Annotated in this window: 17 protein-coding genes; 7 read left to right on the top strand and 10 right to left on the bottom strand. The window is 71.4% G+C overall.

The features are described from left to right. Positions 1 to 90 precede the first annotated feature (90 nt). Both AC3IYI_RS01465 and AC3IYI_RS01460 read left to right on the top strand, forming a co-directional pair. Positions 91 to 1,233 (top strand): mechanosensitive ion channel family protein, encoded by a 1,143-nt coding sequence (locus AC3IYI_RS01465; RefSeq protein ID WP_489408447.1) that lies wholly within the window; start codon positions 91 to 93, stop codon positions 1,231 to 1,233. Between the two features lie 153 nt (positions 1,234 to 1,386). Then, positions 1,387 to 1,638 (top strand): EF-hand domain-containing protein, encoded by a 252-nt coding sequence (locus tag AC3IYI_RS01460; RefSeq protein ID WP_266875230.1) that lies wholly within the window; start codon positions 1,387 to 1,389, stop codon positions 1,636 to 1,638. A gap of 62 nt (positions 1,639 to 1,700) precedes the next feature. Here the strand turns inward: AC3IYI_RS01460 and AC3IYI_RS01455 are convergent, their stop codons facing one another. From AC3IYI_RS01455 to AC3IYI_RS01440, 4 genes are all read right to left on the bottom strand, one after another. Further along, positions 1,701 to 2,939: a cytochrome P450 gene (locus AC3IYI_RS01455; protein ID WP_489408446.1), complete on the bottom strand. Its 1,239-nt coding sequence runs from the start codon at positions 2,937 to 2,939 to the stop codon at positions 1,701 to 1,703. A 24-nt stretch (positions 2,940 to 2,963) separates the two neighbouring features. Beyond that, the gene (locus tag AC3IYI_RS01450; RefSeq protein WP_489408445.1) at positions 2,964 to 4,358 is read right to left on the bottom strand and encodes an NAD(P)/FAD-dependent oxidoreductase; all 1,395 of its coding nucleotides are present in this window, start codon (positions 4,356 to 4,358) and stop codon (positions 2,964 to 2,966) included. Next, a complete protein-coding gene (locus AC3IYI_RS01445) occupies positions 4,351 to 4,617 on the bottom strand; it encodes a ferredoxin (RefSeq protein WP_489411843.1) in 267 nt (88 codons plus the stop codon). The genes AC3IYI_RS01450 and AC3IYI_RS01445 overlap by 8 nt, the downstream gene beginning before the upstream one ends. 108 nt (positions 4,618 to 4,725) lie before the next feature. Further along, a complete protein-coding gene (locus AC3IYI_RS01440) occupies positions 4,726 to 5,379 on the bottom strand; it encodes a hypothetical protein (protein WP_489408444.1) in 654 nt (217 codons plus the stop codon). 135 nt (positions 5,380 to 5,514) lie between these two features. Here AC3IYI_RS01440 and AC3IYI_RS01435 point away from each other — a divergent pair, with 135 nt between their 5' ends. From AC3IYI_RS01435 to AC3IYI_RS01425, 3 genes are read left to right on the top strand one after another with little or no spacing between them, the layout of a single operon-like run. After that, positions 5,515 to 5,997: a hypothetical protein gene (locus AC3IYI_RS01435; RefSeq protein WP_489408443.1), complete on the top strand. Its 483-nt coding sequence runs from the start codon at positions 5,515 to 5,517 to the stop codon at positions 5,995 to 5,997. Further along, positions 5,991 to 6,242, top strand: coding sequence for a helix-turn-helix transcriptional regulator (locus AC3IYI_RS01430; RefSeq protein WP_489408442.1), 252 nt, complete (start codon positions 5,991 to 5,993; stop codon positions 6,240 to 6,242). The genes AC3IYI_RS01435 and AC3IYI_RS01430 overlap by 7 nt, the downstream gene beginning before the upstream one ends. Next, entirely contained in the window at positions 6,239 to 7,231 is a 993-nt protein-coding gene (locus AC3IYI_RS01425) for an NAD(P)-dependent alcohol dehydrogenase (RefSeq protein WP_489408441.1), read from the top strand. The genes AC3IYI_RS01430 and AC3IYI_RS01425 overlap by 4 nt, the downstream gene beginning before the upstream one ends. 37 nt (positions 7,232 to 7,268) lie before the next feature. Here AC3IYI_RS01425 and AC3IYI_RS01420 read toward each other — a convergent pair whose 3' ends face one another. Then, entirely contained in the window at positions 7,269 to 7,811 is a 543-nt protein-coding gene (locus tag AC3IYI_RS01420; RefSeq protein WP_489408440.1) for a DapH/DapD/GlmU-related protein, read from the bottom strand. Positions 7,812 to 8,063: 252 nt separating this feature from the next. On the opposite strand from AC3IYI_RS01420, the gene AC3IYI_RS01415 reads away from it, so the two are divergent. After that, complete coding sequence (locus AC3IYI_RS01415; protein ID WP_489408439.1) at positions 8,064 to 8,801, top strand: DUF4232 domain-containing protein; 738 nt, start codon at positions 8,064 to 8,066, stop codon at positions 8,799 to 8,801. Positions 8,802 to 8,814: 13 nt separating this feature from the next. Here the strand turns inward: AC3IYI_RS01415 and AC3IYI_RS01410 are convergent, their stop codons facing one another. From AC3IYI_RS01410 to AC3IYI_RS01390, 5 genes are all read right to left on the bottom strand, one after another. Further along, the gene (locus AC3IYI_RS01410; RefSeq protein WP_489408438.1) at positions 8,815 to 9,834 is read right to left on the bottom strand and encodes a VanW family protein; all 1,020 of its coding nucleotides are present in this window, start codon (positions 9,832 to 9,834) and stop codon (positions 8,815 to 8,817) included. 178 nt (positions 9,835 to 10,012) lie between these two features. After that, on the bottom strand, positions 10,013 to 11,260 hold the full coding sequence (locus tag AC3IYI_RS01405; RefSeq protein WP_489408437.1) for an MFS transporter: 1,248 nt from the start codon (positions 11,258 to 11,260) through the stop codon (positions 10,013 to 10,015). Continuing rightward, positions 11,257 to 12,669, bottom strand: a complete 1,413-nt coding sequence (locus AC3IYI_RS01400; protein WP_489408436.1) for a GH1 family beta-glucosidase — start codon at positions 12,667 to 12,669, stop codon at positions 11,257 to 11,259. Before AC3IYI_RS01400 ends, AC3IYI_RS01405 begins: the two co-directional genes overlap by 4 nt. A gap of 536 nt (positions 12,670 to 13,205) precedes the next feature. After that, positions 13,206 to 14,264 (bottom strand): RNA-guided endonuclease InsQ/TnpB family protein, encoded by a 1,059-nt coding sequence (locus tag AC3IYI_RS01395; RefSeq protein ID WP_489411842.1) that lies wholly within the window; start codon positions 14,262 to 14,264, stop codon positions 13,206 to 13,208. Continuing rightward, positions 14,219 to 14,362, bottom strand: a complete 144-nt coding sequence (locus tag AC3IYI_RS01390; RefSeq protein WP_489408435.1) for a helix-turn-helix domain-containing protein — start codon at positions 14,360 to 14,362, stop codon at positions 14,219 to 14,221. The genes AC3IYI_RS01395 and AC3IYI_RS01390 overlap by 46 nt, the downstream gene beginning before the upstream one ends. Before the next feature lie 255 nt (positions 14,363 to 14,617). Here AC3IYI_RS01390 and AC3IYI_RS01385 point away from each other — a divergent pair, with 255 nt between their 5' ends. Continuing rightward, positions 14,618 to 15,121: a GNAT family N-acetyltransferase gene (locus AC3IYI_RS01385; protein ID WP_489408434.1), complete on the top strand. Its 504-nt coding sequence runs from the start codon at positions 14,618 to 14,620 to the stop codon at positions 15,119 to 15,121. The last annotated feature ends 69 nt before the right edge of the window (positions 15,122 to 15,190 follow it).

Raw genomic sequence — 15,190 nt, 5'->3', positions numbered from 1 at the left:
AGGTGACAAGGTGACCACACCACCCCTCATCCGGCGGCCCGCAGGGCCGCCCCTCGCCTCCCCGCTCCGGCGAGGGGCGGAGGACGTCCGTTGAGCCGGGACCTCGTCCTGCACGACTGGCTCATCGCCGGCGTCGCGCTGGCCGCGGGCGGGCTCGCCGGGCTGCTCCTGCGCGCCCTCGTGCGATGGCTGTCCAAGCACGCCCTCAGGACCCGGTGGAGCGGCGACGACATCGTCGTCGACGCGCTGCGCACCCTCGCACCGGCGGCGGCCGTCATCGCGGGCGCCGCCGTGGCCGCCTCGACGCTGCCGCTCGGTCCGCGCGTCTCCGGCTGGGTGAACCACTCGCTGACCGCGCTGCTGATCCTCGTGGCCACGATCGGCGTGGCCCGCGTCGTGGCCGGCCTCGTCCAGTCCGTGGCCCAGGCGCGGACGGGAGTCGCCGGATCGGCCACCATATTCGTCAACATCACGCGCGTCCTGGTGCTCGCGATGGGTCTGCTCGTCGCCCTCGAATCCGTGGGCGTGTCCATCGCGCCCTTGCTCACCGCCCTCGGCGTGGGCGGTCTGGCGGTCGCCCTGGCGCTGCAGGACACCCTTGCCAACCTCTTCGCGGGCGTGCACATCCTCGCCTCGAAGACGGTGCAGCCCGGTGACTACATCCGCCTGACGAGCGGGGAGGAGGGCTACGTCGTCGACATCAACTGGCGCAACACCGTGGTCCGCAACCTGTCGAACAACCTGGTGATCATCCCCAACGGGCGGCTCGCGCGCACGAACATGACCAACTTCACCCAGCCCGAACAGCAGTTGTCGATCATGGTCCAGGTGGGAGTGGGCTACGAGAGCGACCTGGAGCACGTCGAGCAGGTGACCCTCGAGGTGGTCGACGGGGTGATGGCGGACATCAACGGCGCGGTCCCCGACCACGAAGGGGCCGTACGCTTCCACACCTTCGCGGACTCCAGGATCAACTTCACGGTGATCCTCGGCGTCGGCGAGTTCAGTGACCAGTACCGGATCAAGCACGAGTTCATCAAGCGGCTGCACAGCCGGTTCCGGGCGGAGGGCATTTCGATCCCCGCCCCCACGCGGACGGTCGCGCTCCAGCACGAGGACTCCCGCCCCGTACCGCTCGCCGCGGGAGCGGCGGTCTCGGCGGTGTCGCCGGCTTCGCCGGTCCCGCACCAGCGCGAGGCACCGGCCGCGGCCCTGGCGGACGGTGTGCGGTAGCGGGCCGGGCCGGCACCCCGCCCCCACGCCACCCTCTCCGGGTGGCGTGGGGGACACCGGAGGCGAGTGGCGGCGGGGCGGGTCATAGGCTGACGGCCCGGGGGGCCGCCCAGTGGTCTCCCGCACCGAGCCGCCCATCGAGAGGACCACGTCATGAGTGAGAAGGCCCGCAAGCTGTTCGATGCGCTCGACCTGAACAGCGACGGGGTTCTGACCAGGGTCGAGGTGATCACGGCCCTGCGCAGCAAGGGCCCCACCCTCGCCGCCCAGGGGGACCTCCCCTTCTGGGCCGTGGGCGACGTGGACACCTCCTCGGCCCTCTTCGACCGGGCGAACGCGGACGGCGACGACGTACTGACCTTCGAGGAGTTCGAGCGCGAAGTCGACCGCCGCTTCGGCTGGTAGCCGCGAGCGGGCCCCGGATCCATGCCGGATCGGGGCCCGCTCGGTGCCGGATCCATGCCGGCTCAGTCGCGGATCCCGTCGCAGGCGATCTGCAGGTGCCGGGGCCCGCGCAGCACCGCGTTCTGCCGGTAGGGCGGCGGATCCTCCAGCAGCCGCGGGTTCTCCAGCCGCCGGGCCAGCTCGCTCAGCGCGAGCTGCGCCTCCAGCCGTGCCAGCGGGGCGCCGAAGCAGCTGTGGATGCCGCTGCCCAGGCCCAGGTGCTGGATGTCCTTGCGGTGCGGGTCGAAGCGGTCCGGGTTCTCGAAGCGGTGGGGGTCCCGGTTGCCGGAGGCCAGGATCAGCCACATCGAGGATCCCTTGGGGATGGTCACCCCGCCCACCTCGATGTCCACCAACGGCGTGCGCTGCGGCAGCAGTTGCACCGGCGGCTCGAACCGCAGCAGCTCCTCCACCAGCGGCACGGCCAGCCGGGGTTCCTCCTTCAGATCCCGCAGTACGTCCGGGTTGCGCAGGAGCGTCAGCATGCCGTTGGTGATCAGGTTGACCGTGGTCTCGTGGCCGGCGATCAGGAGCAGGGCCGCCGTGCTCAGCAGCTCCATCGTGGACATGGACTCGTCCGGCCCGTGTCCCGCGGCCAGTTGGGAGAGCATGTCCTCGCTGGGGTCCTTGCGCCGCTGCTCGATCAGCCCGGCCAGGTACATGCCCAGCTCCATGCGGGAGTCGTGGGTCTTGCGCTGCCGTTCGGCGGGATCGGCGTCCGGATCGGGGTCCAGGCTGGCCGCGAGGGTGTCGGCCCAGACGTGGAACTTGGGCTCGTCCTCGTGCGGTACGCCGAGCAGCTGGCAGATCATCGTCACCGGGAACGGATACGCGAACTGGTCGACCAGGTCGATCTTCTCGGTGTCGCCGAGGTTGTCGATGAGACCGGTGACGATGTCCTTCAGCCCCCCGCGCATCCCGTCGACGCGGCGCGGGGAGTGCGGCGGCCCGAAGGGCCGGTTGGCCATCCGGCGCAGCCGGTCGTGCTCCGGCGGGTCCAGCTTCAGGAAGCTCGGCGGCAGCGCGGTCTCCTCGGTCTCCCCGCCCTCGGCCAGCGGGTCCCCGGCCGTGGCGGCCAGGTTGCGCGCGTCGGAGCTGAGCCGCGGATCGTGCAGCAGGCCCTGGATGTCGTAGTAGGTGCTGATGACGTACGGTCCGGTCCCGTCGTGGAAGACGGGGGTCTTGCGCAGTTCCTCGTACAGCGGGTACGGGTTCGCGCGGCTGGAATAGTCCAGGATCTGGCTCAGGATGCCGTGGGCCATGGGGGTCCTCCGGGAACGTGCGGGTCAGTGCCCGGCGGGGGTGAAGGTGGCGATCCGGCGGTCGGCCGGCGAGTACCCGCTGAGGGTGATGGTCGGGCCGTGCGTGGGCACGGAGGGGTCGGGGAAGTCGGCCGGGATCGGCCGCTGCCCGTCGGGGCGCCGGTCCACCGTGGTGAACGGGGGCGGGAAGGGCGAGCTGGCCTCGATCTGCTTCTCGTAGAACTGCAGCCAGCGCCCGTTGTCGAAGGTGACGGCCCCGATGATCCGGCCCTGGTAGCCGTAGACGGCGGTGAACCGGCGCTCGGCCCGGGAGCCCTGGGTGAACATGATCTCGGTGCCCATCGACGGAACGCCGACGGATTTGATGTTCACCCCGAACTGCGAGGACCAGAACGCCGGCACCCACAGGTGCGGCCGGCGATCGGTGCTCTCGCTCAGCATGTTGTGGGCGGCGGTCTCGGACTGGGCCACGGCGTTGCCCCAGTGCTCCAGGGAGAGGAACTGGTAGCCGAACAGCGCGTGCGGGGAGCGGGCCACGTCGCCCGCCACGTAGATGTCGTCCGTGACGATCCCGCGGAGGTCGAAGGCCCGGCAGCCCGCGTCGCAGGCGATGCCGCGCGGACCCGCGCCGAGTCCGGAGCCGGTCAGCCAGTCGGTGTTGCGCTGGGCGCCGAGCGAGACGACCACCACGTCGCATTCCAGCGTGGTGCCGTCGGAGAGGTGTGCGGCCCGCACCCGGCCGGTGGAGTCGCCCTCCAGGGCGGTCACCATGATCCCGGTCCGCAGGTCCACGCCGTTCTCCCGGTGGAGTTCTGCGGCGACCGCCCCGATCACTCCGCCCAGGGCGCCGACCAGGGGGCCGTCGCCGCGTTCGGCGACGGTCACGTCCAGCCCGCGCTCCCGGCACGCCGAGGCGATCTCGGAGCCGGTGAACCCGGCGCCGATGACCAGCACCCGGCGCGGTCCGGCCGCCAGGGCGCGGGCCAGGCCCGCCCCGTCCTCGCGGGTGCGCAGGGTGAAGACCCCGCCGAGCTCGCCCTCGGCCTCGTTCGGCCAGGGCCGGGCCCGGACGCCGGTGGCGATCAGGAGACGGTCGTACGGGACCTCCTCGCCATCGGCGAGCCTGACCGTACGGGCCGCCATGTCGAGCCCGGTGGCCGCGACGCCGAGGCGCCATTCGGCGTCGATGTCGAGGCGTCGGGGGAGCAGGGTGTGCTCGGCGTCGGCCTTGCCCAGCAGCACCTGCTTGGACAGCGGCGGACGGTCGTACGGCTCGTGGGGCTCGTCGCCGATCAGGGTCAGCGAGCCGGCGAAGCCCTTCTCCCGCATGACCTCGGCGGCGCGCAGGCCGGCCAGCGAGGCGCCGACGACCACGATCCGGCCGGAGCGCTTGAGCTGGTCCAGGGCGGTGTCAGCCATCGGAGGCCGCCCCTCCGGTGCCGGAGGCCGCGGCCGCCGCGGTGCGCGGAGCGGCGCCGCCCGGCAGGTCCAGATCGTCCACGAGGATCGCCTGCACGGGGCAGGCGGCCGCGGCCTGGGCCACGCGCTCGCGCTGGGCCTCCTCGGCCTGCGGATCGTAGAGCAGTCCCTCGTCCCCGTGCATCGCGAAGACGTCGGGGGCGAGGAAGGCGCACTGTGCGTACCCCTGGCACCGGTTGAGATCGACGACGAGCCTCAGCAAGGTGGTGTCCTTTCGGTGCCCCCCTGGGCTTCCCGGACCAGCGTGCGCGCGGTGGTGCCGGGGGGCCCGCCCGCGACGGCCATTGGAGTGAGGCCCCGGCGCCCGTCAGGGGGCCGGGCGGAGGCGGCCCCGGCCCGACCGCAGGACGTACAGGCTCACGACCAGGGCCCAGGCCGGGAAGACCAGCTCGGACCAGGGCAAGGAGGAGCCCGCCACCAGCAGCACCAGGCCGGCGAGGTATCCGGCCAGGGTCAGCGGGCGCGGGAAGGCCCCGATCCGGCGGCCGATCGTGGAGGTCGCGAACACGAACACGGCGGCCATCCGCATCCCGTACGTGGTCAGCAGGTTGTAGGCGAAGTGGCGGCCGAACTCCTGGGGCTGGTCGGCGTCCAGCACGGTCCCGGCGGCCGCCGCGGCGCCGAAGAGGCTGGCGACGAAGATCAGCCCGCTGCCCAGGAAGACCGTGGCCACGAACCGGTCCTCGGCCTCGCCGGAGTGCTCCCGCAGTGCGCCCATGAACCACAGGAAGGCGATCCCCGCGAAGGGGACGAGCTCCAGCGCCGTGGTCACCGCGTCCCGCTGCCCCGAGGTGACCTCGACCTCGGCCGCGCCGCCTCCCTCGGGCAGGCCGATCCGGGCCAGCACGATCGCCGCCGCCATGAGGACGGCGAAGAGGATCCCCGCGAGCCCCGCAGCCCTGGGGGTGCTCAGGCTCTGTCCCGGGGCCGTCCCCGGTGCTTCCGGTCCTTCTGGTCTCATGCGTCCAGCAAGCCCGGGGTGCGGCCGTGGTGCCAGCGGGGCCGCGCGCCCGGGTGACAGGGGGTCCGGGCCCCGCCTCCACGACGGGGATGTAAGGAATCATTGACACCAGGTATGAATCCTTTTACCTTCGTGATGTCAAAGTTCTTTTACACGGGAGCGGGTGCGGTCGTGGCCTTCGAAGAGAAGCGCGCATGGATCATGGGGGTGGTCGCGATCGTCGGGTACGCGGTCTACCTGGCCCTCGTGCTGGGCCGGTTCGCGACGGGCCGGTCCGGCGACGGCGTCCCCCTCACGGAGGTCCCGTACGTCGCGCCGCTGCTCTGGACGGTCGGGGGCGCCATCGCCGCCACGATCCTCCTCAACATCGCCGTGGCGGTGGCCAAGCCCGGCGAGGCCGACGTCAAGGACCAGCGGGACAAGGAGATCGGCCTCCTCGGCGAGCACGCCGGGCAGTCCCTCCTCGCCATCGGGGCCGTGACCGCACTGATCCTCTCGATGGCCGGGGCGGACCGCTTCTGGATCTCGAACGCCCTCTACCTGGGCTTCGTCCTCTCGGCGGTGCTCGGCTCGCTCGTCAAGCTCGCCGCCTACCGCCGGGGGTTCCAGTCGTGGTGAAGCCGACCGGCATCACGAACCGGATCAGGATCCTGCGCTTCGAGCACGGGGAGATGACCCAGGCGGAGCTGGCGGAGCGCATCGGCGTGACCCGCCAGACCGTCATCGCCATCGAGAAGGGCCGCTACTCGCCCTCACTGGAGACGGCGTTCAGGATCGCCCGCGTCTTCGCAGTGCCGCTCGAACAGGTATTTCAGCACGGGGACGACGCAGTCGACGCAGACGAGGAAGGGACGGCGCCGTGAAGGCGATCGTGCAGGACACGTACGGCTCCAGCGAAGTACTGGAGCTCAGGGACGTCGAAACGCCGAGACCGGGCACGGGAGAGGTGCTCATAGCCGTCCGGGCGGCCGCCCTGGACGCGGGGGTCTGGCACCTCATGAGCGGCAAGCCCTACCTGCTGCGGCTCCTCGGCTACGGGCTGCGCGCACCCAGCGTGCCCGTACGGGGCCGGGAGGTCTCCGGGCGGGTCGAGGCGGTCGGCGAGGGGGTGAGTGCCTTCCGGGCGGGGGACGAGGTGTTCGGGATTTGCGAGGGCTCCTTCGCGCAGTACGCGACCGCCCGGCAGGACAAGCTGGCGCACAAGCCTGCCGGGATGCCCCTGGCGGAGGCGGCGGCCCTCCCGATCTCCGGGCTCACCGCCCTCCAGGCGCTGCGCGACGCGGGGCGCGTACGGCCGGGGCAGCGGGTCCTGGTCATCGGCGCCGCGGGCGGGGTCGGCACCTTCGCGGTGCAACTGGCCAAGGCGTACGGGGCGCACGTCACCGGAGTGTGCAGCACCACGAAGACGGAACTGGTGCGCGGGCTCGGCGCGGACGAGGTCATCGACTACACCCGCGAGGAGTTCGCGGACGGCGTCCGCCGCTACGACCTCATCCTGGACATCGCGGGCAACCGGGCCCTGTCGCACCTGCGGCGCGCCCTCACCCCGCGCGGGACGCTCGTGATCATCGGCGGCGAGGGCGGCGGTCCCTGGCTGGGCGGCATGGGCCGGGTCCTGTGGGCCGCGCTGCTGAACCCGTTCGTGCGCCACGGCCTCAAGGGGTTCATCTCCGCCGAGCGTCAGGCCGACCTGGAGGTCCTGCGGCGGCACGTCGAGGACGGCACCCTGTCCCCGGCCGTCCACCTCACCTGCCGACTCGCCGAGGCCCCGGACGCCATCGACCGGCTCCACCGGGGCGAGGCGCGCGGAAAGATCCTGATCACGCCCGACGAGGTCGACGACCGCCCGTAGCAAGGGCTAGGTGTGTTGTCCGGCCCCGGACGGGCCGTCACCAGCGCCGGTTCACGGTCGCCTTGCCGCCGGTCACCAGGCTTGCCGGGGGAACGTCATCGGCCACGACGGCGCCGGCGGCGATCACGGCATCACGGCCGATGCTGACGCCGGGCAGGATCGTGGCACCGGCGCCGATCCACACGTTCTCCGCCACGTCGATGGGCGCGCCGGTGAGGTACAGCCGCCGCTCCTCGGGATCGACCGGGTGGCCGCTGGTGATGAAGGTGACCTTAGGACCGACCATCACGCGCTCGCCGAGCCGGATGCCGGCGTAGTCCAGGAACGTGCAGTTCTGGTTGATGAACACGCGCTCGCCGAGGTCGAGTCGCAGGCCGTGGTCCGTGTAGAAGGGGGGATAGATCGTGACTCTCGGCGGCAGTGCCTTGCCGAGGATCTGTTCGAACAGTTCCGCCTTGCCCGCTTCGTCCTCGAAGGGCAGGACGTTCAGGCGCGAGGTGAGCTCGGTGACCCGCAGGACCCTCTCGGCCATGGCCTGGAACTCGGCGCTGCGGATACGCATGAGACGGTCGCTGGACAAGCTCGCTCACTCCTTTTGGAATTGACCGCCTCGTACCATAACGGTCTTTGCCGTGAGGGCCGGGCGGATTCGGCCGGCTCCGTCAGGCGTCCGGGATGCCGGAATGCCGCCCGCCGGGTGGTGGCCGTTCGTCATGGGCGCGTCACGGAACCGCCACAGGGGTGTGTGGCGGGAACCTGCTCGGGTCAGGGGAGCGTGTCCCTGCACGCGAGTGCCGGTGCGGTGCCGGTCGTGAACCTCGGGGAGCACCCAATGCAGTACACAGCAGGCATCGGCCGGACCGCGGCAGCCCTGGCGACGGCCCTGGCGGCTGCGGCTCTGATGACGGGCTGCACGCCGACCGGCGACGGCGGCGCGGCCGTCGACCCGGCGGCGCCGCCCGCGGCCTCGCGGCCGGCCGGGCCCACCCCCACCGGCGGCGACAAGGGCGGAACGACCAGCGGCGGCGGGAGCGGAGGTTCCACGGGCGGCGCGTCGCCCTCGGGCGGCGGCCCCTCCTCCCCCTCCGCCTCTTCCGGCGGCGGTACCGGAGGCGTGACGAAGAAGCCCTGCACGGTCGCCGACATCGAGGTCTCCGAGGCGCACCAGGCCGACGTCCGCCCGTCGGGCACGGGAACCGGGGCCGCCGTCATCTCCGTCACCAACACCTCCGCGTCTTCCTGCAAGGTGTACGGGTTCCCGACGGTCGCGGCGGCGGGCAACGGCTCACCGGAGAAGAACCAGCCGCTGGCCACCACCCACACCGGCCCCGCCGCGGCCAACGTGGTGCTGGCCCCGGGCGCCCGCGCGTGGACGAAGCTCACCTTCGTCCAGGTCCAGGGCGAGGCGGACGGCTACTGCGAGTCCGGCGCGACCCCGGGCTCCTACCCGACGGTGGTCATCGGCGTACTCGGCGCCGGGAAGCATCAGATCGCCATGGACGACGGCGTGTTCGCCTTCTGCGACGGCCGGGTGACGGTCACCGCCTGGTCCTCCGTCAAGCCGTCCTAGGCGCTGGACGGCCCTACGGAGTGGGCGCCGCGCCCGTGCCGGACGACGCGGCGGCCGCGGCGGGTGTGACCGGTGCGGCCGGCGTGGTGGACGTGGTGGGTGCGGCGGAGGCCGGGGGTGCGGGCGCGGCCGGGGTCCCGGGGGAGCCCGACGGGGTCCCGGGCGTGCTAGACGGGGTCGCGCCGGGCGTGGCCGTGGGGGACTCCGGGGCGCAGATGATCTCGTCGCGCGGGGTGTAGTGCGTACGGAACGTCTCGTGGCCGACCTCGTGGCCGGCCCGGACGAAGACGCGGTCGACGGAGACGTCGAACCCTTCCAGCGGGGTCTGCGGCTCGCAGGTGGGGCCGGTGACGATGCGCTTCGCCGGCGGGGTGATGTGCGTCCGCGGGCCCTTGGTCGCGCGTATCTCGTCGTACTGCTTCGTTCCGAGCAGGGTGACGGTGACCGAGGTGGAGGTGGAGGACGCCCGGACGGTCACTGGGTGTCCCGAGTCGTTCTGCCAGCGCAGGTCGAGGGTGCCCCAGGCGACGGTGGCCTCGCGGCCTTCCGGGTACCGCTCGATGTAGAAGGAGTGGGCCCCGTGCTCCAGCGGCTTCAGGCCCGCGAAGAACATGGCGTTGTACATGGTCGTCGCGACCGCGGAGACTCCGCCGCCGGGGGATTTCACGTAGCGGCCGTCGTTGATCATGATGCCGTCGACGAAGCCGTTCTCCTCGGTCCGCTCGCCCACCGCCTGGTTGAAGCTCCAGATGTCGCCCCGCTGGACGACGGCCCCGTTGATCAGTTCCACGGCGCGCGCGATGTTGTGGGTCCGGTAGGGCGCCGCGGGATAGGCGACGGTGAAGGTGGAGAGGACCTGCTGCCCGACGGCCGCCGGGGCGGTCGCCGTGGGCGCGGAGGGCCGGTCCGGGGCGGGCGTGCCCGCGGCGGCCGCGGAACCGGCGGAGAGGCCGCAGAGGCCGAGCAGGGCAGCCGTACCGGCTGATAGCAGGGCGATCCGCGTGGTGGCCGTACGGCCGTGGGCGCGTCGCATGTCTCTCCCTGTCGCTTCGGAAACCGAACCACACAAGCTTGGTCCAAATCGGACCAAAAGGGTGAGAAATGTGCCGGGTCTCACGATACGGGCGCCGATACGGGTGCCGATACGGGTGCGGCAGAGGGTGCGGCCCACCCACGGACGCCCACGGACGCCCACGGACGCCCACGGACGCCTACAGAACCGAGCGGATGCGTCTGACCAGCAGCGATCCCGCCAGGGCCAGGGCTCCCGCCAGTGCGTACAGGGCCGTGTACCCGCCGAGGTGGGTGACGACCGGGGCCGCGATCACCGGGGCCAGCACTTGCGGCAGCGCGTTGGCGATGTTGATGACGCCCAGGTCCTTGCCCCGGTCCTCGGCGGTCGGCAGCACGTCCGTGAGCAGGGCGAAGTCCACCGCCGTGTACACGCCGAAGCCGAGGCCCAGGATGAGCGAGGCCACGATCGCGCCGGTCCAGGTCTGCCAGACGGCGAGCAGCAGCGTGGCCGCGGCGATGACCAGCCCCGACCGGATGACGTAGGACTTGCGGCGGCCGCTGCGGTCCGACCGGATGCCGCTGATCACCACCGTGGAGAGCAGCGTGAGGGCGTTGAGCGCCGTGAGGATCAGGACGCCGGTGTCCGCGTCGCCCCGGTAGCGCACGGCGTCGGTCAGGTAGTAGAGCAGGTACATCGTGCTGATGGAGTAGGAGAGGTTCATCAGGAACCGGGTCAGCCAGGCCCAGCCGAAGTCGGGATGGCGGCGCGGGTCGATCCAGAAACCGGTCAGGAAGCCGCGCCACCGGAAGGCCGGCCGGGCGGCGGGGGCGAGCACCGAGTCCCGCCGCATCAGCACGTACGGCACGGCCGCGAGGACCGAGAAGGCCGCGCAGGCCAGGTAGCCGGCGGTGATCCCGCCCGCGACGGTGGCCAGCGCCGTGCCCACCAGGATCCCGATGACCTGGGAGACGCCGAGCCAGCCGCCGACCAGCCCGCGCTGCCGGGCCGGGACCTGGTCGGGGACGGCCGCGGTGAGCGCGGCGAAGGCGGCGTTGAGGGCGAGCTGCACCAGGCACCAGCCCGCGATCACCGCGACGACGCTCTGCGCGAGCCCGAGGACCACCAGGCCCGCCGCCCCGCCCGTCACCCCGGCGACCACCCAGGGGATGCGGCGGCCCGCGCGCGCCGTCGTACGGTCGGACAGCGCTCCGAAGACGGGATTGGCGACCATCGAGACGGCCGCGCCGAGCCCCGTCACCAGAGCGAGGGTGGACGCCTTGTGGTCCGGGGTGAGGAGCTCGGCCTGGCGGGCCAGCAGCAGCTGGAGCGGGCCGAACCAGCCGACCCACACCCCGAGGTTGGCCAGGGACAGCGCGCTCACCCACCGGCCGCCGGGCGGCGTGGCGCTCTCCCTGGCCGCCTCGGCCTTCGGCCCGGCGGTCACCTGCCGCTCTTGATCAGGTCGCGGTACCAGGCGTACGACTCCTTGGGGGTCCGGGCGAGGGTCTCGTAGTCGACGTGGACCAGGCCGAACCGCTGCCGGTAGCCCTCCGCCCATTCGAAGTTGTCGAGGATCGACCAGATGAAGTAGCCGCGGACATCGGCCCCCTCGGCCATCGCCTCGTGCAGGGCGCGCACGTGGCCCTCGTGGTAGGCGATCCGGCGCGCGTCCTCGATCCGGCCCGTGCCCGGATCCGGCCCGTCCCCGTACGAGCAGCCGTTCTCGGTGATGTACAGCGGCGGCAGCCGGTCGCCGTAGCGCTCGCGCAGGGTGGCGAGCAGTTCCCGCAGCCCGTCAGGGACCACCGGCCAGTCGAAGTCCGTGCGCTCGTACCCCTCGATCTCCCGGATGCCGAAGGGGAGGCCGGAGGGGATCTCGATCCCGCCGAAGGCGGAGGTGCCGGCCGGGGTGGGGGCGCCGACGAGCATCGGGTTGTAGTAGTTGACCCCGTACCAGTCCAGCGGGGCCGAGATCGCTTTGAGGTCCTCGGCCACCGGGCCGGGCAGCAGGGACTCCAGGCCGTCCGGGTAGGCGCCGGTCAGGATCGGGTCGGCGAAGAGACGGTTGGTGAGGGTGTCGTACAACGCGGCGGCGGCCCGGTCCTCCTCGCTCTCGCCGGCGGCCCACACGGGGCTGTGCGAGGCGGCTATGCCGATGTGGCGGGCGCCCGCCGCGCGCAGCGCCTGTACGCCCAGGCCGTGGGCCAGCAGCTGGTGGTGGGCGGCGGGCAGGGCGTCGAAGACGAGCTGCTTGCCCGGGGCGTGCTCGCCGAGGCCGTAGCCGAGGAGGGTCACCTCGGCGGGCTCGTTGATGGTGATCCACATCGGCACGCGGTCGGCGAGCCGCTCCGCGACCACCGAGGCGTACGCGGCGAACCGCTCGGCGGTGTCGCGCTCCAGCCAGCCGCCCCGCTCCTCCAGGGCGAGCGGGGTGTCCCAGTGGAAGAGGGTGGGCACCGGGTCGATCCCCGCGGCACACAGCTCGTCGACGAGCCGGTCGTAGAAGTCCAGCCCCGCCCGGTTGACGGCCCCGTGACCCTCGGGCAGGACCCGGGACCAGGAGACGGAGAACCGGTAGGCGTCCACGCCCAGTCCGCCCATCAGGGCCACGTCCTCGCGGTAGCGGCGGTAGTGGTCGGTGGCCACCTCCGCGTGCGAGCCGTCCTTGACGCGCCCCTCCTCCCGGGTGAAGGCGTCCCAGGAAGAGGGTCCCCGGCCGTCGGCGGTGGGCGAGCCCTCGATCTGGAAGGCGGAGGCGGAGACCCCCCAGCGGAAACCGGCCGGGAAGCGGGGCGCGGGCGGTACGGAAGTCGTGGGCGACACGGGCGACACGGGCGGTACGGACGCGGGCATGCGGACTCGCTTCGTTCGGGGACGCACGTGATCCCCGGCACGCACGGGTACGGGGACGCGCGCCGTCGGGCGCACTGCTCACGGCACTTTCGGGTCCCCGGACCCGCCCTGTCAATGGAAAGTGAACAATTCTCAACTTTTGCGGGAGCGCGGCTTACGTCTTCCACGGCACCGTCACCACCGCAGCAATCCGCCTATGGCTCCGCCTGTGACACGCGAGACACACGGTGGTTCTAGAGTCACCCCGTGGACGTCAATAGCTGGTTCGAGGTCGAGGACCCGGAGGAGTACGGCGAGGAGCCCTGGGACTTCGGCGAGGCCGAACTCGCCTTCCTGGCAGCCCTGCGAGCCCGGGCCGCTGATTGGCGGGTGCCGTGGGCTCCCAGCCAGGTCGGACGGCCCGAAGACGAGTCGTCGTTCCTCGTCCATATCAGCCTTCTCGATGAGGCGCGCCGACTGGTGCTCGCCGAGTGGGCCGTGCACTTCTACGGCACACACGTGCTGGCCGGGAAGGTCTGCGACCAGCTCTTCAACCTTCACGAGTCGCCCGAGCAGGGCTTCTTCCGGGCCTCCGGCACGGTCGAGGAGCTCGCGGAACGGTGCGCCGGCTGGTTCGAGAGCCTGTTGAGCCGCCCTGTCGTCCGCGTCGAATGGCCGTTCAAGGACAGGAAGCACGCGACCCGCTGGGAGTTCGCCGACACAGGCGAGGTCCTGGCGACGCGCGGCTCCATACCCGCCGACGGCTCATCCCCGGCCCACCGCCTCCCGGTCCGTCTCTGATCCGCCGGACAGGACCTAAGGGGAGGGGGATTCCCGACGTTGACCGCCGCGTTGATGTCCCGGTCCAGGACGGCCCCGCAGTACCCGCACTCCCACACGGCAACCGCTTCGTTCTCACGGATGATCCGAGTGGAGAGCTGGTGGTGGAGCTCGCGCCTCGCGTCGGTCACCCGTGCCTGAGCGCGGGCGAGCTTGATGCGGGCCTTGGCCCGGTTGTTGCTGCCCTTGGCCTTGCGGGACAGGCGACACTGTTCCCGCTTGAGCTTCTTCTGGGCCCGGCGCAGGAAACGCGGGGACTCGATCTTCGTGCCGTCCGAAAGGATCGCGAAGTGTGTGAGCCCCAGATCGATGCCGACTTCCGGCGTCGCCTCGGGCAGCGTCTCATCCGGCCCGGTCTCCACGACGAACGACGCGAAGTACCTGCCGGCCGCGACCTTGACCACGGTAACCGTGGACGGGATAGACGGCAGGGTGCGGGACCATTCGACCCGCACGTCCCCGATCTTCGGCAACGACAGGTCGCCGCCGGTCGTGATCTTCCATCGGGCGTTGGCGGTGAACCGTACGGCCTGCCGGTTGTCCTTGCGTGACTTGAACCGTGGTGCCCCCATGCAGGGGCGCCTGCCCTTGAGGCCGTCGAAGAAGTTCTTGTAGGCAGTGTCCAAGCCCCTGAGGGGCTGCAAGACCACGGCGGAAACATCGCCCAGCCAGGCGCGTTCCTCGGTCTTCTTCGCCTCGGTGATCAGCAGCTTGGACAGGTCACCGGTCTTCAGGAACGCATCGCCTGATGTGCGGGCGGTCTCACGAGCGCGGATGCATCGTTGTAGATCACCCGAGAGCACCCAAAAGCCTTGGCCAGCGCGGAGCGCTGAGGACCGTTCGGGTACAGGCGGAAGCTGTACCCAAGCTGCATGTCGATCAGCGTACTAGCCTCGCCCTTTCAGTTGGAGGGTGGCGGCTGAGCGGTGATAACACCAAAGTGCCTTCCTGGCCTGGGCCGATGAACCTTGTCCAAGAAGCCGTTGCCATACCGATCATGGAGTCTGTCGATCGAACGGGAGTCTCGATCGGGTGATCGCGGGCACTGCCCAGCACGAGAGCAGGGCCTGGCGGTATGCGGGGAAAATCCAGGGGAGCGGACGGCCGCGCGCTGCTACGGTCGGGCGCTATGAGCTGGCTCCCCGATAACTTCGTCCATCCCGTCCTGGTACCGCTGCCGGGCAGTGGTCATCACCTGCGGCCGATCCGGGAGACGGACACCCCGCTCGACTATCCGGCTGTGATGGGTTCGCGCGAGCGGCTGTGGACCATCTACGGCCCAGCCTGGGGCTGGCCCGCGGCCACCATGACCTACGAGGCCGACCAGGCCGACCTGTTGCGACACGAGAAGGAGATCGCCGCACACCAGTCCTTCAACTACGCGCTGTTCGACGCGGCGGAGACGGCTCTGCTCGGCTGCGTCTACATCGACCCACCGGAAAGGGCCGGAGCGGACGGCGATATCTCCTGGTGGGTGGTGGACGAGCTGGTTGGCAGCAAGGTCGAGCAGGCCCTCGACGAGTTGGTGCCGCAGTGGATCGCCGCCGACTGGCCGTTCGAGCAGCCGCGCTTCCTCGGCCGAGAGATCTCCTGGTCGGACTGGCTCGCCCTGCCGGAGCACCCCGACGCGTAAGTAGCTTTTGTTGTAATGCTCTGGGGCTTGGTGCTGGACGGCCGTCTCGATTGGGTGGTCGTCGGGTGC

The sequence above is a fragment of the Streptomyces sp. GL_148 genome, from assembly GCF_057834205.1.
This window is presented reverse-complemented; position numbering and strand designations above follow the sequence as displayed.